19 protein-coding genes and 1 pseudogene are annotated in these 19707 nt (G+C 66.2%); 11 read left to right on the forward strand and 9 right to left on the reverse strand.

Going from position 1 to position 19707, the window contains the following annotated elements; translation table 11 throughout:
* Positions 1-44: 44 nt before the first annotated feature.
* Genes cysG through EPO50_RS02645 form a run of 4 tightly spaced genes read left to right on the forward strand, consistent with a single transcriptional unit; the run spans position 45 to position 3810 of the window.
* Positions 45-1400 (forward strand): siroheme synthase CysG, encoded by a 1356-nt coding sequence (cysG, locus tag EPO50_RS02630; RefSeq protein WP_296341094.1) that lies wholly within the window; start codon positions 45-47, stop codon positions 1398-1400.
* Positions 1400-1714 carry a DUF2849 domain-containing protein gene (locus EPO50_RS02635; protein WP_296341095.1) on the forward strand — a complete coding sequence of 105 codons (315 nt, stop codon included), beginning with the start codon at positions 1400-1402 and terminating at the stop codon, positions 1712-1714. Before cysG ends, EPO50_RS02635 begins: the two co-directional genes overlap by 1 nt.
* Entirely contained in the window at positions 1707-3380 is a 1674-nt protein-coding gene (locus EPO50_RS02640; protein ID WP_296341096.1) for a nitrite/sulfite reductase, read from the forward strand. The genes EPO50_RS02635 and EPO50_RS02640 overlap by 8 nt, the downstream gene beginning before the upstream one ends.
* Complete coding sequence (locus EPO50_RS02645) at positions 3367-3810, forward strand: DUF934 domain-containing protein (RefSeq protein WP_296341097.1); 444 nt, start codon at positions 3367-3369, stop codon at positions 3808-3810. The genes EPO50_RS02640 and EPO50_RS02645 overlap by 14 nt, the downstream gene beginning before the upstream one ends.
* On the opposite strand, the gene EPO50_RS02650 is transcribed toward EPO50_RS02645, so the two are convergent.
* Positions 3811-4197, reverse strand: a complete 387-nt coding sequence (locus tag EPO50_RS02650; protein WP_296341098.1) for a hypothetical protein — start codon at positions 4195-4197, stop codon at positions 3811-3813.
* Between the two features lie 112 nt (positions 4198-4309).
* Between EPO50_RS02650 and EPO50_RS02655 the strand changes: the two genes are divergently transcribed.
* Positions 4310-5893 carry an ABC transporter substrate-binding protein gene (locus EPO50_RS02655; RefSeq protein ID WP_296341099.1) on the forward strand — a complete coding sequence of 528 codons (1584 nt, stop codon included), beginning with the start codon at positions 4310-4312 and terminating at the stop codon, positions 5891-5893.
* Between the two features lie 9 nt (positions 5894-5902).
* Here EPO50_RS02655 and EPO50_RS02660 read toward each other — a convergent pair whose 3' ends face one another.
* Together EPO50_RS02660 and EPO50_RS02665 are read right to left on the reverse strand one after the other, a co-directional pair.
* The gene (locus EPO50_RS02660) at positions 5903-6277 is read right to left on the reverse strand and encodes a hypothetical protein (protein WP_296341100.1); all 375 of its coding nucleotides are present in this window, start codon (positions 6275-6277) and stop codon (positions 5903-5905) included.
* The gene (locus EPO50_RS02665) at positions 6274-6627 is read right to left on the reverse strand and encodes a hypothetical protein (protein WP_296341101.1); all 354 of its coding nucleotides are present in this window, start codon (positions 6625-6627) and stop codon (positions 6274-6276) included. The genes EPO50_RS02660 and EPO50_RS02665 overlap by 4 nt, the downstream gene beginning before the upstream one ends.
* Positions 6628-6714: 87 nt before the next feature.
* On the opposite strand from EPO50_RS02665, the gene EPO50_RS02670 reads away from it, so the two are divergent.
* Positions 6715-7041 (forward strand): hypothetical protein, encoded by a 327-nt coding sequence (locus EPO50_RS02670; protein ID WP_296341102.1) that lies wholly within the window; start codon positions 6715-6717, stop codon positions 7039-7041.
* On the opposite strand, the gene ogt is transcribed toward EPO50_RS02670, so the two are convergent.
* From ogt to EPO50_RS02685, 3 genes are all read right to left on the reverse strand, one after another.
* Positions 7038-7568, reverse strand: coding sequence for a methylated-DNA--[protein]-cysteine S-methyltransferase (gene ogt / locus EPO50_RS02675; protein WP_296341103.1), 531 nt, complete (start codon positions 7566-7568; stop codon positions 7038-7040). The genes EPO50_RS02670 and ogt overlap by 4 nt on opposite strands.
* Complete coding sequence (locus EPO50_RS02680) at positions 7561-8613, reverse strand: bifunctional transcriptional activator/DNA repair enzyme AdaA (RefSeq protein ID WP_296341104.1); 1053 nt, start codon at positions 8611-8613, stop codon at positions 7561-7563. Before EPO50_RS02680 ends, ogt begins: the two co-directional genes overlap by 8 nt.
* Positions 8614-8690: 77 nt before the next feature.
* Complete coding sequence (locus tag EPO50_RS02685) at positions 8691-9344, reverse strand: metalloregulator ArsR/SmtB family transcription factor (protein ID WP_296341105.1); 654 nt, start codon at positions 9342-9344, stop codon at positions 8691-8693.
* Between the two features lie 119 nt (positions 9345-9463).
* Here EPO50_RS02685 and EPO50_RS02690 point away from each other — a divergent pair, with 119 nt between their 5' ends.
* Positions 9464-10861 carry an MFS transporter gene (locus tag EPO50_RS02690; RefSeq protein WP_296341106.1) on the forward strand — a complete coding sequence of 466 codons (1398 nt, stop codon included), beginning with the start codon at positions 9464-9466 and terminating at the stop codon, positions 10859-10861.
* Positions 10858-12327 (forward strand): DUF2252 domain-containing protein, encoded by a 1470-nt coding sequence (locus tag EPO50_RS02695; RefSeq protein ID WP_296341107.1) that lies wholly within the window; start codon positions 10858-10860, stop codon positions 12325-12327. Before EPO50_RS02690 ends, EPO50_RS02695 begins: the two co-directional genes overlap by 4 nt.
* Positions 12328-12484: 157 nt before the next feature.
* Here EPO50_RS02695 and EPO50_RS02700 read toward each other — a convergent pair whose 3' ends face one another.
* Positions 12485-15712 carry a hypothetical protein gene (locus EPO50_RS02700; RefSeq protein ID WP_296341108.1) on the reverse strand — a complete coding sequence of 1076 codons (3228 nt, stop codon included), beginning with the start codon at positions 15710-15712 and terminating at the stop codon, positions 12485-12487.
* Positions 15713-15942: 230 nt separating this feature from the next.
* Between EPO50_RS02700 and EPO50_RS02705 the strand changes: the two genes are divergently transcribed.
* Positions 15943-16254 (forward strand): putative quinol monooxygenase, encoded by a 312-nt coding sequence (locus tag EPO50_RS02705; RefSeq protein WP_296341109.1) that lies wholly within the window; start codon positions 15943-15945, stop codon positions 16252-16254.
* A 94-nt stretch (positions 16255-16348) separates the two neighbouring features.
* On the forward strand, positions 16349-16759 hold the full coding sequence (locus EPO50_RS02710) for a nuclear transport factor 2 family protein (protein ID WP_296341110.1): 411 nt from the start codon (positions 16349-16351) through the stop codon (positions 16757-16759).
* 93 nt (positions 16760-16852) lie between these two features.
* Here EPO50_RS02710 and EPO50_RS02715 read toward each other — a convergent pair whose 3' ends face one another.
* Both EPO50_RS02715 and rpmE read right to left on the reverse strand, forming a co-directional pair.
* On the reverse strand, positions 16853-18898 hold the full coding sequence (locus tag EPO50_RS02715; RefSeq protein ID WP_367268024.1) for a molybdopterin-dependent oxidoreductase: 2046 nt from the start codon (positions 18896-18898) through the stop codon (positions 16853-16855).
* 170 nt (positions 18899-19068) lie between these two features.
* Positions 19069-19272: pseudogene (rpmE, locus tag EPO50_RS02720) on the reverse strand (50S ribosomal protein L31); the annotation flags it as partial.
* A gap of 128 nt (positions 19273-19400) precedes the next feature.
* On the opposite strand from rpmE, the gene cyaY reads away from it, so the two are divergent.
* The gene (cyaY, locus tag EPO50_RS02725) at positions 19401-19706 is read left to right on the forward strand and encodes an iron donor protein CyaY (protein ID WP_296341112.1); all 306 of its coding nucleotides are present in this window, start codon (positions 19401-19403) and stop codon (positions 19704-19706) included.
* Position 19707 lies beyond the last annotated feature (1 nt).

Below are 19707 nucleotides of genomic sequence, written 5' to 3' on the forward strand. Positions count from 1 at the left end.
GTCGGCATGCTGGTGTTCAACATCGTGCTGCGGGCCGCCGTTTCGTGAAACATCTGCCGCTGTTCTTCGATCTCGCCGGCCGCCGCGTGGTGGTCGTGGGCGAGGGCGCCAAGGCCCAGGGCCGGGCCGATCTCGCGCGCTCCGCCGGTGCCGAGGTGAGCCGGCTCGTGCCGGCCGAGGCCCGCATCGAGGATTTCCGCGGCGCATCGGCGGCCTTCGTCGCTACGGGCGATCTCGAGAGCGATGCCGCCGCACAACGTCTGGCCAAGCAGGCCGGCGTGCCGGTGAACGTGGCCGACCGGCCGGCTCTTTGCGATTTCATCCTGCCCGCCATCGTCGATCGTGACGAGGTCGTGGTGGCCATCTCGACCGGCGGCACGTCGCCGACGCTCGCGACCGTGCTGCGCGGCCGCATCGAAGCGGTGCTGCCGCAGCAGCTCGGTGCGCTGGCACGGCTGGCCGCTACCTTCCGGTCTCAGGTCAATGCGCTGATCGTCGATCCCGCCCGTCGCCGCGCTTTCTTCCGTCGTCTGGTCGAAGGGCCGGCGGGGCGTCTGGCGATGCAGGGCGACGAGGCCGGCGCACGCCGCGCCGTGCTGAGCGATCTCGATGCCGCGCGTGGCCGTCAGGTCCCGCAAGGTGTTGCACATATCGTGGGAGCAGGGCCGGGCGATCCCGATCTCCTGACGCTCCGCGCCGCGCAGCTTCTGCAGGAGGCCGATGCGATCCTGCACGACGATCTCGTCCCGCCGGAAGTGCTGGCGCGGGCGCGTCGCGACGCGGAGTTCGTTTCCGTCGGCAAGCGCAAAGGTCGCCCGAGCTGGGCGCAGGCCGACATCGACGCCGAGCTCGTGCGCCGCGTGGCGGCCGGTCAGACGGTGGTTCGCCTGAAGGCGGGCGATCCCTTCGTGTTCGGCCGCGGCGGCGAGGAAGTCGACGCGCTGCGCGCGGCAGGCCTTGCCTACACGATCGTGCCCGGCATCACTGCAGCGCTGGGCTGCGCGGCGTCCGCCGGCATCCCGCTCACCCATCGCCGCATCGCCTCGGCCGTGACCTTCGTCAGCGGACACAGTGCACTCGGCGCCAAGCAGCCGGCGTGGGCTGCGTTTGCCGCCGAAGGCCACACACTCGCGATCTACATGGGCGCCTCGGAAGCTGCTTCCGTGCGCGACCGATTGCTGGACGCCGGCTCACCTCCCAGTACGCCGGTCGCCATCGTCGAGAACGGCACGCGGCCCGACCAGCGGGTCTCCTCCGGCCGTCTCTCGGATCTGGCGCGGCTCGCTGCCCCACACTCCCAGGGTGGCGACGCCGGTCCCAGCCTCATCATCGTCGGTGATGTCGCGGCCTATGCCGCCACCTCGGCTACCGAACCCTCTCAGCTTGCACAGGTGTCCTGATGGCCAAGAATCTCAGCGGCGAACTGCAGGTCGCCTCCGCCAACCGTCTGGTCGATGGCATGGTGGTGTGGCTCGACGATGCCGGCCAGTGGACCGACCGGCTGGAGCGCGCCGCCATCGCGCGCGATCCGCGGGGTTCGGAAATCCTGCTGGAGCGCGCCCGCGCCGAGAGCTTCACGGTCGTCGATCCGTTTCTCGTCGCCGTCTCGGAAGACGATGCCGGCGTGATCGAGCCGCTCTCCCTGCGCGAAAAGATCCGCGCCTCGGGTCTCACCTTCGACGCCATTGCGGCGGAAGCGGTGCGTTATGCCTGACACTCATTTTTACCGCTACGACGACTACGACAAGACGCTGGTCGCCGAGCGGGTCGATCAGTTCCGCGATCAGGTGCGCCGCCGAATTGCCGGCGAGCTGACCGAGGAGCAGTTCAAGCCGCTGCGCCTCACCAACGGCCTCTACCTGCAACTCCACGCCTACATGCTGCGCATCGCCATCCCCTACGGGACCCTGGCGTCGCATCAGTTGCGCAAGCTCGCGGAGATTTCGCGCAAGTACGATCGCGGCTACGGCCATTTCACGACGCGCCAGAACCTGCAGCTCAACTGGATCAAGCTGGAGGACGCGCCGGACGCGCTGGCGGCGCTGGCCGAAGTCGACATGCATGCCATGCAGACCAGCGGCAACTGCATCCGCAACGTCACGGCCGATCACTTCGCCGGCGCGGCGATCGACGAGATCGAGGACCCGCGCATCTGGTGCGAGATCGTGCGCCAGTGGTCGACCTTGCATCCCGAATTCAGCTTCCTGCCGCGCAAGTTCAAGATCGCCATCACCGGCTCGCCGAATGACCGCGCCGCCGTGCGCGTCCACGATATCGGCCTGCGCCTGTGGCAGAACGAGCAGGGCGAGGTGGGTTTCGAGGTGATCGTGGGCGGTGGCCTCGGCCGCACGCCGATGATCGGCAAGACGCTGCGCGAGTTCCTGCCGCGCGACGAGCTGCTGGCCTATCTCGAAGCGACGTTGCGCGTCTACAACCGCTACGGCCGTCGCGACAATCTCTACAAGGCGCGCATCAAGATCCTGGTGCACGAGATCGGTGCGGAGAAGATGCGCGAGGAGGTCGAGGCCGAGTATGCCTCGATGCGCGACAGCGCGCTCCGTCTGCCGGCCGAGACCATCGAGGCGATCGCCCGGCAGTTCGCGCCGCCGGTACTGGCAGAGCAGCCGGCGATCTCGGGCAAGGTCGAGGCGCTGCGGCTCGAGGACAGGGACTTTGCGCTCTGGCTCAAGTCGAACGTCGCGCCACATCGAGTGCAGGGCTACGCTATTGTTACGGCCTCGCTGAAGCCTGCCGGTTCACCGCCAGGCGATGCCAGTGCAGCGCAGATGGAAGGCGTCGCCGACATCGCCGATGCCTACAGCCAGGGCGAGATCCGGGTCAGTCACGAGCAGAACCTGATCTTCCCGCATGTCGCGATCGAGGATCTACCGGTGGTCTGGCTGGCGCTTGGCCGGCTGGGCTTCGCCGAAGCCAATGTCGGCAAGATCACCGACATCATCGCCTGCCCGGGGCTCGACTATTGCGCACTGGCCAATGCGCGCTCGATCCCGGTGGCGCAGCGTATCTCCACGCACTTCGCGGGGCTGGCACAGCAGCACGATATCGGCGATCTCAAGATCAAGATCTCGGGCTGCATCAACGCCTGCGGCCATCACCATGTCGGCCACATCGGCATTCTCGGCGTCGACAAGAACGGCGTCGAACTCTACCAGCTCAGCCTCGGTGGCGATGTCGACTTCGGCAAGACGGCGATCGGCACGATCCTCGGTCCGGCCGTGACGGCCGACAAGGTCGTCGAAGCCGTCGATGCGCTGGTCGCCACCTATCTCGACACCCGCAGCGCCGGCGAGCGCTTCGTCGATACCTACCGCCGCATTGGCGCCAAGCCTTTCAAGGAGCGAGTCTATGCCGCTGTTTAGCGAAGCGGGTCTGCCCGCATCCTTCGTGCCGCTGAGCTTCGCCGACTGGCAGTCGCGCCCGGAGTGGCCCGCGGTGTCGCTCGCCAACACCGATCCGGTCGAGGATCTGGCGCCGCATGTCGGTCGCCTGCGCCTGATCGTGCTGAACTTCCCCAAGTTCAGCGACGGCCGCGCCTACAGCCAGGCACGCCTGCTGCGGGGCCGGATGGGCTATCGCGGCGAACTGCGCGCCACCGGCGGCGTGCTGCAGGACCAGATTCCGTTCATGCTGCGCTGCGGCTTCGACTCCTTCGAGAGCGATCAGAAGGGCTTCGAGGAAGCGCTGGCCAAGGCGCGCACCCTGTTCAGCGTCGTCTATCAGCCGGCCGAGGATGGCCGCGTGCCGGCGTCGCGGCTGCGGCTCGACCATACCGGCCCTGCGGTCGGTTGATCAGGTCTCCGGCGTTTCGTCCTCGGGACTGTCCAGCCACTCGAGCGCTTCTTCCGGCGTCCGGAAGATCATGGCGCGCCCCTCGAACCTGCCGAGATTGATGTAGCGTTCGGCAAGGTCCGGCATGGCATTGCGCCGCGGCACCAGCGCCAGGCGGCCGCGCTTAGTCAGGGTGGCATAGGCGCTGGCCCGCGCCGCCAGGGTCATCACATCGTTGTCGTCGTAGGTGCCGGCCGCGTCGCTGGCATCGAACAGCTTGCGATAGGCGAGCGCGTCCTGGGCGACGACGGCGTCGGAGAAATCTTCGATGTCCTTCAGGGTGATGATGCCTTCGGCTCGCGCCCGCACCAGGCGCGCCTCATGGTCGATAGTGTAGTTGATCGGCATTTCCCGACCTTAGCCCGGCAGGGGCGCCTCACTCCAGTGGATGGCCTTCACGATCGCGTCGGCAGCCGCTAGGCTGTTTCCCAAGCGGGGAAACACCGACGGGAGGAAATGCATGGTCAAGGGAGTAACGGGCGCCGTGATGGCGCTCGCGATGGGCTGGTGCGCGTTCTCGACACCGGCCACGGCGCAAACGCTGGTGAACATCCGCTCGCAGGATGCACCGAAATACGATCCCCACAGCAACACGTCGAGCGGCATGGGGCATCCCATGTTCATGATGGGCGACACCCTGGTCGCCCTCGACTGGGATTTGAAGAACGTTCATCCCCTTTTGGCCAAGTCGTGGACCATCTCCGACGACCGGCTGACCTACACCTTCAAGCTGCGCGACGACGTCACCTTCTGCAGCGGCAAGAAGTTCACCGCCGACGACGTCATCTATTCCTTCACGCGGCTCGCCGATCCCTCGGCCAGGTGGCCGTTCTACTGGCGGTTGGGCGAGATCCACAGCCTGACCGCGCCCGATCCCTACACCCTGGTCTACAAGCTGAAGCGCCCGCACTCGGAGCTGCTGGTCGATCTCGCGAATTTCGCCGCGACCATCATCAACAAGGAGAATGTCGAAGCGCTGGGCGCCGACTTCGGCGTCAAGGGGTTCGACGGCACCGGGCCGCTCTGCTGGGAGAGCTGGCAGCCGCGCAAGGATCTCGTGCTGAAACGGCACGATGCCTACAAGTGGGGCCCGACCGGCGTCTACGCCAACAAGGGGCCGGTGAAGTACGAGAAGATGATCTGGCGCATTGTGCCGGAGGAGACGACGCGCATCGCCACCATGCTGTCGGGTCAGGCCGACTTCTGCCACTGGAACCCGCTGCAGGCGATCGAGAGTCTGAAGAAGGCGCCCAACCTCACGGTCTACGAGCCGACTGCCGATTTCGCGATGTTCTACTGGGGGCTCAAGAGCACGCGCGAGAACCTGCAGGACAAGCGGGTGCGCAAGGCGCTGGCCCACCTGGTCGACCGCGAGGAGATCAACAAGGCGATCTTCTTCGGCCAGGCCGAGACGGCGCGCTCGCTGGTGCACCCGAAGTCGCTGGACTTCGAGCCGGCCACGCTCGACGTGCTCACCAAGCGCGATCCCGAGCTGTCCAAGAAGCTGCTCGACGAGGCGGGCTGGAAGGTGGGTGAGGGCGGCTTCCGCTACAAGGACGGCAAGAAGCTCGAGCTGCTGATGTACTCCTACACCGTGGGCCAGAATCCCAAGCTGTCGGAAGTGATGCAGGCGGCCGCGCGCACCGTCGGCATCGACATCAAGATCCAGACCTGGGATCCCACGGTGTTCTTCCAGAAGATCGCGCAGCAGGATTACGACATCTGGACGCTCTCGGTGCCTTACACCTCGGCGGGCGACCAGATGTATCTCTACTATCACTCGAAGAACCGGCCGGTGCCGAACCGCATGATGTGGGACGACCCCGAGACCGATCGCATCCTCGATGCCGGCCGCACCGCGACCACCGACGCCGAGCGCGAGAAATACTTCAAGCTCGTCCAGCGCATGATGCACGACGAGGCGCTGATGATTCCCGCGGCCCATTCGCGGCTCTTCCTGGTCGCCAAGAAGAGCATCAAGAACGTGAGGGCCCACGGCATCTACAGTGCGCCCCTCTACAAGGGGCTCGACGTGCAGCCTTAAGGTCGGGCGTTACTTCATCTGCTCCGCGAGCCACCGGCGTCCTTCTTCGACGGTGTTGACGATCTTGGCGGCGCGGCTGGCGCCGCCGAGGTTGGCGAAGCGGCGCAACGTGTCGATCGCATGGTTGGTCACGGCGACCAGGCAGATCGGCCCGCGCGGGTCGACGGCGGCATAGGCGCTGACCCTGGCGCCCAGCGCCATGATGTCGTCGTCGCTCGCCTCGAAGCGGGCATAGGTGGCGTCGATCAGCTTGGGGTAGGGCATGGCGTCCTGCACCATCAGGGCGTCGAAATAGTCTTCGACATCCTTGAGGACGACCCGGTCCTCGGCCGTGGCATGAACAAAACGCTTCTCGTGATCAATCGTGAACTTCAGAGGCATCATTTACCCGAGGCGAGAGCCGGATCGTCGAACGTTCCCTTGAAGAGCTTGCCACCCAGCATGCCCCTCATCGTGCCGGGCGTTTCGCGTACCGACAGTTCGGCCGTGCCCGTGCGGCCATCGTCGCAGGTGATGACGACGGAGCCGGCGTGATCGGCGTCGAGTTGCCAGCGTCCATCGCAGGCAGCACCCTTGTCGCCGCTGAGTGCCAGCGCACCGCCGCCTCTTCCATCAGCCGGCGTGCTGAAGGTTCCAGTGAACTTCTCGCCATCGGCAGTTTCGCCGGTGACAGGCACCGCTCCCGTGCAGCCACCGAGCGCAAGCAACGCCACGCTATAAAATAACTTTCTCATTCCACCCTCCACGTCGACCGTGGCGAGCCCTTGTTGTGGCGTCAAGCATTGCTGGAGTCGCAACCAATCGAGGATTACAGTCGAGCCATGCTGCGAACGGTGTTGATTGCACTTCTCGCGCTGGCTATCGGCGGATGCGCAAACGCGACGCACGACGACCACCGGCATGTCGCCACCGGAAACGAATACTACGATGTCGTTGGCCATGGTGCGCACGAGCATCGCATCGTCGGCAAGGCCGACACGGTGACGATCACCAATGTGAGCAAGGACGACAACGGCTTCGCGCTGGCCAACGAGTATTGCGGCGGCCGTGGCAAGATTGCCCATGCCTTGCGGCCGGTGCGCTATACCTCTTTTCACCGGACGTGGAACAGCACTCTGTTCGGGTGCGTGCCGGGCACGAGCAGCTAGAGCGCGCCCTCGTGCTCCAGCAGCCACTTCTTGCGCGGCAGGCCGCCGCCGTAGCCGGTGAGCGTGCCATTCGAGCCGATCACGCGATGGCAAGGTACGACGATGCTGATCGGGTTCTGTCCGTTGGCGAGCCCGGCGGCGCGAACGGCGCGCGGCTTACCGATGCGGCTCGCGAGTTCGGCGTAAGAGATGGTCTTGCCACGCCGGATCTTGCGTAGCGAACGCCAGACGCTGCGCTGGAATTCCGTGCCCGTGGTTTCCACCGGCAGCTTGTCGATCACGTCGATGTCACCCTTGAAGTAGGCGCGCATCGCTTGCGTCAACCCGCCGGGATCGCGCGCCGGTTCGAGCGTGTAGCGGCCCTGGCCGTAGTAGCGATCGAGCAGGAGGCGCATGCGCGCTTCGTGATCGGTCCAGTCGATGGTGCGCAGGCGACCCTCGCGGTCGGCCACGATCAACAGCTCGCCGATCGGCGTTGCGAGGCGATCGACAAGCAGCTCCAAAGGTCCAACGCTCTTCTTAACCATGGCTCGCCATCCTGAGGTGCTGCACGGCATAGGCGTTCCACGGACGCCAGGCCGGAGGTGATCTGTCGTCGACAGTGGCGACCGGGGCATCGCGTTCCCAGTCGCCGGGGGCGCGCAGGCCGGGACGCTTGGCGATCAACGGCGCCAGTTTGGGATCGCGCGCGAGATGGCTGCCGATCGTGGCGATATCGGCGCCGAGATCGAACACGCGGCGCACCTTCGCGACGATGGCGGGGAGCGCCTTCATCTCGGGAAAGCGGATCGTCACCATCACCGAGTTGCGCTCCGGCATATGCGCGACGGCGACGGTGCCCTTCTTGCCATCGAGTTCGATGCCGCGATGCCACACGCCATTCTCGATCCACTCCGTGCGCGGTGCGGCGCGGGCGGCCAGCGCCGCCAGCATGCCGGGCCAGTCGTAGGGCGGGCGATAGGCCAGCCGCAGAGTGACGCCGTCGCGCGCCGATGTATCCGCGCCGGTCTTGCGGCGGAGCGCGCTGGGTGGCCGGCCGAACAGGCTGCGGAAGGTCTCGTTGAAGCGGCGCACGCTGCCGAAGCCCGAAGCCAGCGCCACTTCCGCCATCGGCAGGCGCGTGTCGTGGATGAGCTGCTTGGCGAAGAGCACGCGGCGCGTCTGCGCCACGGCGACTGGCGAGGCGCCGAGATGGCGCTGGAAGAGGCGGCGGAGCTGGCGTCCACCGACGCCCAGCCGTTCGGCCAGCGCCTCGACGCCGGCTTCATCGTCATCCAGTGCGCCGTCGGCGATCAGCGCCAGCGCACGGCTCACCGTGTTGGCGGTGCCGCGCCAGAAGGCGAGGTCGGGTGCGATCTCCGGTCGGCAGCGCAGGCAGGGGCGGAAGCCTGCTTCCTGCGCCGCGGCGGCCGAGGCGAAGAAGCGGCAGTTCTCGAACTTCGGCGCGCGGGCCGGGCAGATCGGCCGGCAGTAGATGCCGGTCGATGTGACGCCCACGAACACACGCCCGTCGAACCGGGCATCGTGGCTCTGGAAGGCGCGGTAGTAGGTTTTGCGGTCGAGCAGTTCCATGACGGTAATCTCTCACGCAGGCGCGAATGGTGCTGGCGGTTTTCGGACCCGTACATCGGGGCCGATGAACCAGCCCGCTAACGTGATCGATGAACCCTGTAGGCGCACCGGCGGGCGCCGGCGAGGAGGTGATCGATCCGCTGGACCATGATGCCATCGCCGAGGACATTCTGAAAGATCGCCAACTCCGACCGGCACAAAGCCTGACAGGTCGCCGCTGCAGCGCAGATCGGGCAGTGATCCTCGACGAGCAGGAAGCTGCCGTCCCGCTCTGGAATCACACGGGCCATGTAGCCTTCCTGGCTGCGCGCTGCGGCTAGGGCGTCGAGCTTCGCGCGCAGGGACAGCCGGCTAGGGACGAGCTTGCGATAGCGATCGAGGGAATCCTCCTCGCGGTGGCGGACGAGCTTTTCCAGCCCCGCCTTGCCGAAGACGGCTTGGGTCGATCGTATGAGTTCGAGCGTCAGGTCGGAGTGGCGATCGGGAAAGCGTCCATGTCCCTGATCGGTCAACCGCCAAAGCCGCGTCGGCCGTCCACGCTTCTGGCGTTGCTCCTTGCGCTGTTCGTTCCGTTGCTCCTGGCCTTCGACGAGTCCGTCGGCCTGTAGTCGAGCGAGATGCTGGCGGGCGCCGGTCGACGTCATGCCGAGGCGCGTGCCGACCGCGGCGGCCGTCTGCGGACCGCGCGTCTTGAGCTGGAACAGGATTCGATCGTCGCTCGTTGCCGCCATTGCTATCTGACGCTCCGCCGCCGGCGATGGAAAATTTAGAAAGTAATCACTTTCGAAAATAGGCTATGGTGCCGCGGCCGGCAACTGCGATCTCGCCGGGAAGGGGAGCGGCCGCCACCATGTCCACGGAAGCGCAGAAAGTCGGTTGGGCCGCGTTGCTGAAGCCCGCCTGGTTTCCCGCGCTCGCGGTCCTCGTTGGCGGCGTGCTGCTGCATTCCATGAACGTGCTGATGCTGGCGACTGTGCTGCCGAGCATCGTCGAGGATGTCGGCGGTGCGACCTTGATGAGCCTGCCGACCACCTTGTTCCTCGCCTCGTCGATCGTGGCGGCATGCTGCACCGGCTACATCAATGCCGTGGTCGGCGCACGCCGGGCCTTTGCAACAGGCGCGCTGATCTTCGGCCTGGGTGCGCTGGTCTGTGCGCTCGCGTCCACGATGGCGCACGTCATCATCGGCCGCTTCGTGCAGGGGTTCGGCGGCGGCCTGCTGGCGGCCATGGCCTATGTGCTGGTGCGCAGCACCTTTCCCGAAATGATCTGGACGCGCGCGATCACCCTGCTGTCGGGTGCCTGGAGCATGTCGATCCTGTTCGGGCCGCTGCTGGGCGGCGCCTTCGCGACCTATGGCAACTGGCGCGGCGCCTTCTATGCCGTGACCGCGCTCGCCTGTGTGCTGGCGGTGGTGGCGGTGCGGGCTCTGCCGCGCACGCTCACGGGACATGGCGCACGGCCGCGTGTGCCGGGGCTGAGGGTGGCGCTGATCAGTGCGGCGATCTTTGCCATGTCGGCGGCGGCGGCGTCTCCGGTGGCCACCGTCAAGGCCGCCTTGTTCCTGGCGGCGATCGGCGGGCTGGCGCTGATGCTCTATATCGACCGCCGCGCCGCCGCGCCGCTGCTGCCACGCGATGCCTTTTCCTTCAACACGATGACGGGGATCGGCCTGTGGCTGGCGCTGCTGATCTCGGCGTCCTTCAGCCCGTTGCAGCTCTTCGTGCCGACCTTCCTGCAGGTCCTGCACGGGCTCGATCCGCTGGCGGCGGGCTACATGGTCGCCGGCGGCTCGCTCGGCTGGACCGTGGCGTCGATCGTCGTGGCCGGCGCCTCACCGCGCTGGGTCGCCCGCCTGCTGGTGATGGGGCCGCTCGCCATGGCCGTGGCCCTGTTCGGCCTCGCGGGCCTGCTGCCGCTCAAGCCGTTCGTGCTGTCGATCGGGCCGATCATCCTGCTGGGTATCGGCATCGGCTCGACCTGGGCCTTCACTGCACAGCGTGTGATGAGCGGCGCCCGGAAGGGCGAGGAAACCGTCGCTGCCTCGTCGGTCGCGACGGTCCAGCAGGCCGGCGGAGCGCTGGGCGCGGCGCTGGCCGGGCTGATCGCCAACCTGGCCGGCCTGTCGGGCGGGCTCACGGTGGCGGATGTAACGGCGGCGGCCTATTGGGTTCCAGCCTGTTTCATTGCTATAGCCCTTGCTGCAACTGTGGCGGGCATTCGATTGACGAGGACGGGGGCACCATGAAGACGGTTTCGATCGCAGCAAACATCGACCGGACGTTCGAGCGCATGAACGATGCGATCGACAGCATGAACCTGCTGGAGAGCTTCACCGCGCCGCGTCCCTCCACCGCCGAACGCGGCGCCGCCGGCAAGGCCTTGCGCGACAAGGTGCCGAGGAAGGCGCATGCCCAGTTCGAGAAGGCCAAGGACCGTCCCGATCCCGTTTCCATCCTGGAACAGCAGAACCTCACGCGCGCGCAGAAGCTGGTGCCGGTGCGCTTCGCGCGCATGCTGGCCTCACCCTTCGCCTTTTTGCGCGGCTCGGCGGCAGTGATGGCAGCCGATCTGTCCGAAACGCCGGTGACCGGCATGGGTGTCGGCGCTTGCGGCGACATGCACGTCTCCAACTTCGGTGTCTTCGCGTCGGCCGAACGCAACCTGATCTTCGCCATCAACGATTTCGACGAAGTGCATCCCGGCCCCTGGGAATGGGACCTGAAGCGGCTGGCGGCCAGCGCGGCCGTGTCGGCGCGCTTCATGGGCGGCGACAAGGCGGACGCGGAGGATGCGGCACAGGCGATCGTGCGTTCCTATCGCGAGCGCATGCGGCGCTATGCGGAGATGGGCTTCCTCGAGATCTGGTACGACCGCATCGACGACCGCGCCATCCTCGACACCCTGTCGCCAAAGGCCCGGCGCAACGCCGAGAAGGTGATGGACAAGGCGCGGAGCAAGGGCCATGTCGCGGTCCTCGAGAAGCTCACCGAGGAAGTCGACGGCCAGCATCGCATCATCGAGGAAGTGCCGCTCGTCATCCGCGAGACCCACACCGAGCGGGGAATCCCGGTCAACGAAGCGCTCGACCTGATGCTGCGCTCCTACGTAGACTCGCTGCCGATCGACCGGCGCATCCTGCTGTCGCGCTATCGCATCGTCGATTCGGCCCGCAAGGTGGTGGGCGTCGGCAGCGTCGGCACGGGCTGCTGGGTAGTGCTGCTGCGGGGCATCGACAACGACGATCCGCTGTTCCTGCAGGTCAAGCAGGCGCAGCAGTCGGTCCTGGAGCCCTATGTCGACCACAAGCTCAGGTTCGACAACCAGGGGCGTCGCGTGGTCTTCGGCCAGCGCTTGACGCAGGGCTCGCCCGATATTTTTCTGGGCTGGGGCGAGATCCCCGATCACGGCCATTTCTATGTGCGCCAGCTCGCCGACATGAAGGGCAGCATCAAGTTCACCGAAGGCGATGACGGCAGCGTCGAGGAGTTCGTCGAATATTGCAGTCTCTGCGGTTGGGCGCTGGCGCTGGCGCATGCCAAGTCGGGCGATCCGGCGATGATTGCGGGCTATTGCGGTAACAGCGCCGCGCTCGACGAGGCCATCGGCAAATTCGCGCTGGCCTACGCCAAGCAGACCGACCAGGACCACGAAGCGCTCGACAAAGCGCGCCGCAGCGGCCGCATCAGGGTCGCCGCGCAGGCCATGGTGTAGCAGGGCGACTGCGGGCGACTGGGGCAACGACCACCTCACCCTGAGGAGCGCCGTGAAGCGGCGCGTCTCGAAGGGTGGGCCTCAGGCAAGGTGCTCGTTCCCATCCTTCGAGACGCCGTGCTCCGCACGGCCCTCAGGATGAGGATTTGTGGTTTCCTCAGGTCAGGAGCGAGAGCTTCACGATCATGTCGTTGTAGTCGAAGTCGACACCGGCGGTGGCGGCGTTCATGTCTTCGAAGCCGAAGGTGTTTTCGCCGAACACGCGGACGTGGGTCGTGCCGTCCGGGTTCGCGGTCAGCGTCGTCGTGGCATCGATGGTGAACATATTGCCAAGCGGATTGACCAGCACCGGCGCGTAGTAGCCGTCGCCGCCCGCCACGGTCCAGACGGCCGACGACGTTCCGGTCGAATTGCCCTGGGTCGAGCTGAACTCCCAGTGCTGGGCCATGGCCGCGCGGAAGGCGTCGGTGTTGCCGTAGGCCACGCCGCCGACCTGGAGCTGCTCGGTATTGGCCGGGTTCTGGTCCATGCGCACGAAGTGGACCGTGTTGGCGTAGGCGCCGCTCCACGCCAGGTCGACCTGCACCTGGCTGCCCTGCGTGAGATAGACCCAGGCATGGTCGGTGATGCGCTGGCTCGCGGCCAGCACCGCCGATTCGCTCAGCGTATTGTCGACCGTGGCGGTGAAGTTGATCTGGCCGCCGCTGCCGGCAACGGACACCGCGAGCGTGCCGCTGCCGGTGACGTTCGTGGTCGGGTTGAGGTTGATCACGTCGTCGCCGGTAACGATGGCGAACTTCAGGTTGTCGCCGGCCGGCAGATAGACCGACTGCTGGCCGGTGTAGAACATCTGTCCGTTGTCGGCCGCCACGGCGCCGATCTTGGCCAGGGTCGCGTCGACCAGCGAAGTTGTGGTGCCGCTGCCGTCGCGGTTCAGCATGGCGCCGCTGCTGTCGGTGGCGTAGGCGATCAGCGTGCCGTTCTTCAGGGTCGAGCTGGAGACCGTGAGGTCGATCCAGTTACCGGCCGTGGTGCCGGGAGCCCCGGGGGTGAGCGTCAGCGCCGTGCCACCGCCCGCGGCCACCAGCGGCAGGGTGGCGAGGTTGACGCTGAAGTCGAGGAGCTGCGTGGCCTCGCCGACCGGGTTGGTAAGCCCCCAGTCCTGCGGCAGGTACTGCTGCATGAAGACGCTGTAGTTGCCGTTGCCGAATTGCGTGCTCATCGCCGTATGCCAGTCGCCGCTTGCGTTCGCCTGCGTGACGATGGGCGTCATGATCCAGTTCGGATTGCCGAGGTTGGAGGCCGTCAGCTCGGCGACATTGTTGGGCGGCAGGACGTTGTTCGATCCCGGCGTGGAGCTGAAGGCGAGGCTGCCCAGCACCATGTTGGTCGGGTCGGCAATGGGCGTGAACGTACCGCCCTGGTCGTAGCCGACCTGGGGCGCAGCCAGGTTCTTTGGCGGTGGTGGCGGGGTCGGATTGGCGGTGGAGAAATAGATCGGATCGTAGGTGATGGCCGTACCGCCGCCGTTGGTCGAGAACTTGGCGGTATTGTTCGGGCTGATCACGGCGGCAGCGCCGCCGTCGATCTGGGCGGTCGTGATCGTGCTCTCGGTGCCCTGGACGTACATGTTGTACGTCTTGCCGAGCGTACCGCTGCCGATCGTGAGCTGGTACCAGCCGGTGTCGCCGGCCGACGGCATGAAGACGTTGCTGATCGCGAAGCCGCCCACCGCAGTATAGGGGTTGGTGGCGTCGAGCTTCCAGCCCAGCGTCGCGTCGGGAACGATCTGATAATAGTTGCCGTAGTTGGGGGAGGCGGACGACGACACGTCGAAGCGGATGAACCCCTTGCTGTCGGCATGGGCGTCGCCCGGCGAATACATGCCGAAGGTGATCGGCGTGCCCGCCTTGGGCGCGAAGGTGCCCGCCACCGACATGTCGAAGATGAACGTGTTGGTGCTGTGCGTGGTGGTGGGGATCGGCAGGGCGCCGGAGATATAGGGAATGCCGGTCTGCGGGGCGTAGCCGGACGGGGTTTCGTTGAAGTCGTACAGCGTGACGTTGATCGACGACACGTTCGCCGAGCCGTTCCACAGGCTGATCTGCGGATTGGTGCCGCCGGTCGAGAGCAGGTCGGAGTACGAGTAGCCGTAAGCGTTGCCAAGCTTCGCAAAGGTCGCGGCCAGCGGATCGTAGAACATCTGCCGGTCGGGGCCGGGCGTGCCGGTTCCGGTGCCGAGCGTGTTGGTATAGCCGTAGTGGTTGGTGCCTGCCGGGGCGTTGATGGCCGCGTAGCTGTACGGCGCGTCCCAGTTCCAGGTCTGGTTGAAGCTGATCGTTTCCTTGATCGTGGGGTTGGCCGAGTTGGCCTTGCCGCCCCAGTAGCCGGCGTCGAAGCCCGCGACGAAATACTTGGTGATATCGCCCCAGGCGTTGTTGGGCGTAAAGGTGTTGAAGGTCTGGGTGGGCGTCGCGTCGCCCTTGTTCGCGTAGATGTTGAGCGCGCCGGTCTGGGCGTAGATGTTCTGCTGCAGCTCGGTCGAGGTGATACCGATCACGCCCGTCGTCGTGGTGACGCCGGTCATCTCCACGGGCGTCAGCCAGAACATGTCGCGGGACTGGTCGTAGCTCACGCCGTAGTAGGAGAGGCTCGGCGGTACGGCCGGATTGCCGTCCTTGGCGGCCACGCCGTTGAAGTAGGAGGCGAGGTAGGCCTGGTCGGCAATGCCCTTGAACTTGTTGACGTAGGCCGCCCAGTCGGCCGAGACGTTGGCCGGATTGCTGGGCACGTTGCTGCCGGCCAGCAGGGCCTCGCGCAACTGGTTCAGCGGCGAACCGCCGGATCCCGGACCTGCGCTCGGGGCGAAGGTGTAGTGCTCGGTGCCGGCCGGCAGGTTGGCCTGGAGAGCCGCATAGATATCGGCGGCACTCGCATTGTAGCCGCGCGTCACGCCGCCGGCCGAGATTTGCAGGGTCGAGCCGAACTGGACGATGCTGGTGATGTCGGCGACATCGGCGGCGTGGTTGGAGATCGTGGCCTCGACCACGTCGTAGCGATAGTTCCTGGCGATCGAGTCTTCGAAGTAGAGGCTGCCCGGCTGCACGATCGTGCTGGGGTCGAGCGGCGCGATGCCGGTGCCCTTGGTCTGCTGGACGACAAAATAGACGGTGCCGGACAGGAAGGTGCCGTCGCCCTGGGTCAGATCGAGCTGCGGGTTGACCGCGGCGACGCCGTCGGTGACCAGCGCAACCTGCGTAAGCTTGGTCGCCGGCGTGCCGTCGAACGCGAAGGCCCAGGCATAGACGCCGTTGCCTGACCCACCGAGTGTCAGATTAGCCTTGTAGGTGTCGCTCAGCGCGACGTTCATTACCGTGTTCGCCATATTCGAGTCTCCGCCCCCCGTAGAGAATCGATCGCCCGTACTGTCTTGGTTGTTCGGCCGACTTGTTCTTCACTCGGTGTGACCATACCTGACGCGAAACGATTGCCAAACATCTTTGCCAAGTTTTGCCAGGTGTCGTCGTCGACAAGGCCAATTTCGACCGCGGCCGAAACGACGGCCACGCGCCGTCCGATAAAACGCTCCTGTCAACCTTCGACGGGAGAACTCACATGACCAATCTTCACACGCTGAAAGACGGACTTGTCGTTACCGCTTTCTGGGAAGCGAAACCCGGCGAGACCGACGCCGTCGCCGCAATCGTCCGCCAGTTCCTGCCCCAGGCGCAGAACGAACCGGGCGTGCACGCCTTCCAGATCCATCAATCGCTCACCGAGCCCGAGAAGTTCTTCTTCTACGAAGTCTTCAAGGACGAAGCGGCCTTCGCCGATCATCAGCAGACCGATCACTTCAAGACGCTGATCGTCGGTCAGGCCGTGCCGAAGCTCGCCAACCGCGTGCGCACGCAACACCGCTTCGTGTGATCCGAAGCCTTTGGACGGACTGTAGAGTCCGGAGTCCGCCAGACCGGACGGTCGTCGCTCCCTAGCTTCGGTGTTCAAGCAACGGAGCAGGACGATGACCGATCAGGACGTTCAGGAGTTCGTAACCAAGTTCGCCGCCGCTTGGGCAGCACGCGACGGCGAGGCGTTTCTGGCGCTGTGGCATCCCGACGGTGTGCTGCATTCGCCGCACTACGACCGCCCGGTGACCGGCAAGGAGTTCGGGCGGTTCACCGATTTCGTGGCTGAAATCGCGCCCGATCTCGTCTGGCAGCTCCTCGACTGGACGTGGCGCGGCGAGGTGGTGATTGTCGAGTGGCAGGCGACGCGCGTTCACGGTGGTGTTCGTTTCAACACGCGCGGCGTCGACAAGTTTCGGCTGCGCGACGGCAAGATCGTCGAGGAGCGGGTCTACACCGACACGGCGCCAATGCGCGCCGCGCGACGAGGCGAACAACTGGAACCGCTCGTTCGGCTCGCGATTTGAGACGGGCTGGGCGCGCGCCAGTAAAGCGCGGAGGTTACTCCGCGCGAACTGGCGCGATCATGACCGCGCGACTGGAGTCGCGCGCCCCCGGCTTTACGCCGCCGCCTGTGCCTTCCAGGGGCCGACGTCGAGGAAGGTGCTCTGGTAGGTGGCACCTTCGCCCATGTCGGTGTAGCGGTCCGAGCAGAGCATGTTGATCGTGCCGGACACCGCCTCGGACGTCGGGCGCTGGCCGGGGACCAGCAGCACGCCGGGCTGCACCTCGTCGACGACCTTCAGCATCAGGCCGACCTCGCCGCGTTCGTTGAACACGCGCACCTGGTCGCCATCCTTCAGGCCGCGCTTGGCGGCGTCCTCGGGATGCAGGATGCAGAAGGGCTGGCCCTCGCGCTTGCGCAGGAAGCCGACGCCGGAGAAGGCGGTGTGCGCCTGGAAGTAGCCTGGCGCCGTCAGCAGGCGCAGCGGCCACTTCTTGGCGTCCGCCACTTCGGTTGGATCGGGCTGCCAGTCGGGGATCGGCGACAGGCCCTGCTTGGCGAGCTGCTCGGAATAGAATTCCAGCTTGCCCGACGGTGTCTTGAAGGGCTGACCCTGCCAGTCATGCGCGATGTGGTGCGGCTCACCGGCAAAGAGCTTCGCCGGATCGGCCTTGGCGGCGGGACCGGTCGCGCCCTTGAACAGTTCTTCGGCCGCCTCGCGCGGCGTGAGGGTGAAGATGCGGTCCTTCACGCCCATGCGCTGCGCCAGCGCCTGAGCGACATGGAAGTTGGAGCGCGCTTCGCCGGCCGGTTCCGCGGCCTTCTGGCCCCACTGCATCCAGTAGGCGCCGTAGGCGCGATAGAGATCGTCGGTCTCGAGATAGCTCGCGGCCGGCAGCACGATGTCGGCATAGCGCGCCGTGTCGGTCATGAACGGGTCATGCACGACGGTGAACAGATCCTCGCGACTCAGACCTTTCTGCACCTTGTGCACTTCCGGGCAGGTCACGGCCGGATTGTTGGCCGAGACATAGAGCGCGCGGAGCGGCGGGTCCTTCATGTTGAGAAGTTCTTCGCCGAGGCGCAGGTGGTTCACCATGCGCGCCGTCGCCGGGCCCGAAGGCTTGCGCACGGCGGCGTAGTTGAGATCGCACGACGCGGCCGTCAGCAGCAGCGAGCCGCCACCCTTGACGGCGTAGTGGCCGGTGACGCCCGGCAGAAGCACCACGGTGCGCAGTGCCTGGCCGCCATTGACGAGGCGGGTCATGCCTTCGCCGAGACGGATGAGGGCGGCCTTGGCGTTGCCATACATCGCGGCGAACTTCTCGATGTCGGCCACCGAGAGGCCGGTGATCTCGGCGGTGCGCTCCGGCGTGAACCTCGGCAGGACGTCGCGCTCGACCTTGTCGAAGCCCAAGGTGTGCTGGGCGATGTAGTCGCGGTTGGCGAGGCCGTCACGCACCAGGATGTGCATGACGCCCAACGCGAGCGCGGCATCAGTGCCGATGCGGATCGGCAGATAGAGGTCGGCCGCCTTGGCGCTGCGCGTGCGGCGTGGATCGATCACGACGATCGGCATGCCGCGCTGCTTCTTCTGCGCTTCGGCGAGCGCCCAGAAATGGACGTTGGTGGCCGCAAGGTCAGCGCCCCACGATACGACGAGGTCGGAATGCACGACCGATTCGGGATCGGCGCCGCCTACGGGGCCCACCGTCACATCCCACGCGGTCTCGCAGCAGGTGTCGCACACCGTGCCGGCCTGCAGGCGCGACGTGCCGAGCGCGTGGAAGAGGCCGCCGACCAGCCCGCGGTTCATCAGGCCCTGATGGGCGGAGTAGGCGTAACCCAGGATCGCTTCGGGGCCGCTCTCGGCGATGATTGCCTTCCAGCGCGTGGCGATCTCGTCGAGCGCTTCGTCCCAGGTAATGCGCGTGAACTGGCCCGAACCCTTGGGGCCGCTGCGGCGCAGAGGCGTCGCGATGCGCTCCGGTGAGTTCACCAGATCGGCGTCGCGGTTGACCTTGCCGCAGGCGAAGCCTGCCGTATAGGGATGGTCGGGGTCGCCCTGGACGCGCACCACCTTGCCGTTATCGACATGTGCAATGAGAGAGCACATGTCAGGACAATCGTGCGCACAGACAACTCGTACAGACTTCACCACGCCGCCTCCCGTTGGGTATCGCGGCGCGAGTGTAGCAGAGGCCCGGAAGAAACCGGGCCTTACTTCTTCTTGGCTGCGCCCTTAGCCGGCGTTGCTTCCGGTGCTGCGTCCGCCTTGGTGCCCGACCCCTTGAGGCCGGCGCCCATGGCCGCAGTCGCCGATCCGGTCATGCCGAAGCGATCCTTGAAGCGCTGCACGCGACCGCCACGGTCGATGCTCTGGCGCACGCCCGTCCAGGCCGGGTGCGTCTTGGGGTCGATATCGAGGCGGAGGCTCGCGCCTTCCTTGCCCCAGGTCGACTTCGTCTCGAAGGACGTTCCGTCCGTCATCACCACGGTGATCTTGTGGTAGGCGGGGTGAATCTTCTCTTGCATGAACTTTCTCCAGCGCTTCAGGGCCGATTACCGACCGGCCTGCGACAGGGCCGCGGGTATACAGGCCCGGGGACGCGGCCACAAGTCGGTTGTCCGGGCCTGCCGTGGCCTGTAGACCGGCCCGGATCATGACCGATTCAGCATTCGAAAGCCTCGCCGACAGCCTGCTCGCCGCCCTCGAGGAGGCGATCGCCGATCATGCCGATGCTGAACTGCAGGGCGGGGTGCTCACCGTCGAGGGCGATGAGGGCACCTGGATCGTCAACAAACATGCACCCACCCGGCAAGTCTGGCTGAGTTCGCCCAAGAGCGGGGCGCGGCACTATGCCTTCGCGGCCGATGCCGGGAAGTGGCTGGATACGCGCGGCGGCGGCGATCTGCTGGAGGTCCTGTCGGCGGAATTCGGCCTCCCGATCCGCTGGTCGGCCCCATGAG

It is taken from the genome of Reyranella sp., from assembly GCF_004297405.1.
GTDB lineage: Bacteria > Pseudomonadota > Alphaproteobacteria > Reyranellales > Reyranellaceae > Reyranella.

Coding starts and splice junctions, on each gene's coding strand:
- EPO50_RS02645 (WP_296341097.1), top strand. CDS start 3,367: ATGCCGCTGTTTAGCGAAGCGGGTCTGCCCGCATCCTTCGTGCCGCTG.
- cyaY (WP_296341112.1), top strand. CDS start 19,401: ATGACCGATTCAGCATTCGAAAGCCTCGCCGACAGCCTGCTCGCCGCC.
- EPO50_RS02685 (WP_296341105.1), bottom strand. CDS start 9,344: ATGGCGGCAACGAGCGACGATCGAATCCTGTTCCAGCTCAAGACGCGC.
- EPO50_RS02695 (WP_296341107.1), top strand. CDS start 10,858: ATGAAGACGGTTTCGATCGCAGCAAACATCGACCGGACGTTCGAGCGC.
- EPO50_RS02690 (WP_296341106.1), top strand. CDS start 9,464: ATGTCCACGGAAGCGCAGAAAGTCGGTTGGGCCGCGTTGCTGAAGCCC.
- EPO50_RS02635 (WP_296341095.1), top strand. CDS start 1,400: ATGGCCAAGAATCTCAGCGGCGAACTGCAGGTCGCCTCCGCCAACCGT.
- EPO50_RS02655 (WP_296341099.1), top strand. CDS start 4,310: ATGGTCAAGGGAGTAACGGGCGCCGTGATGGCGCTCGCGATGGGCTGG.
- EPO50_RS02650 (WP_296341098.1), bottom strand. CDS start 4,197: ATGCCGATCAACTACACTATCGACCATGAGGCGCGCCTGGTGCGGGCG.
- EPO50_RS02660 (WP_296341100.1), bottom strand. CDS start 6,277: ATGATGCCTCTGAAGTTCACGATTGATCACGAGAAGCGTTTTGTTCAT.
- EPO50_RS02640 (WP_296341096.1), top strand. CDS start 1,707: ATGCCTGACACTCATTTTTACCGCTACGACGACTACGACAAGACGCTG.
- EPO50_RS02710 (WP_296341110.1), top strand. CDS start 16,349: ATGACCGATCAGGACGTTCAGGAGTTCGTAACCAAGTTCGCCGCCGCT.
- EPO50_RS02700 (WP_296341108.1), bottom strand. CDS start 15,712: ATGGCGAACACGGTAATGAACGTCGCGCTGAGCGACACCTACAAGGCT.
- EPO50_RS02680 (WP_296341104.1), bottom strand. CDS start 8,613: ATGGAACTGCTCGACCGCAAAACCTACTACCGCGCCTTCCAGAGCCAC.
- ogt (WP_296341103.1), bottom strand. CDS start 7,568: ATGGTTAAGAAGAGCGTTGGACCTTTGGAGCTGCTTGTCGATCGCCTC.
- EPO50_RS02665 (WP_296341101.1), bottom strand. CDS start 6,627: ATGAGAAAGTTATTTTATAGCGTGGCGTTGCTTGCGCTCGGTGGCTGC.
- EPO50_RS02705 (WP_296341109.1), top strand. CDS start 15,943: ATGACCAATCTTCACACGCTGAAAGACGGACTTGTCGTTACCGCTTTC.
- EPO50_RS02670 (WP_296341102.1), top strand. CDS start 6,715: ATGCTGCGAACGGTGTTGATTGCACTTCTCGCGCTGGCTATCGGCGGA.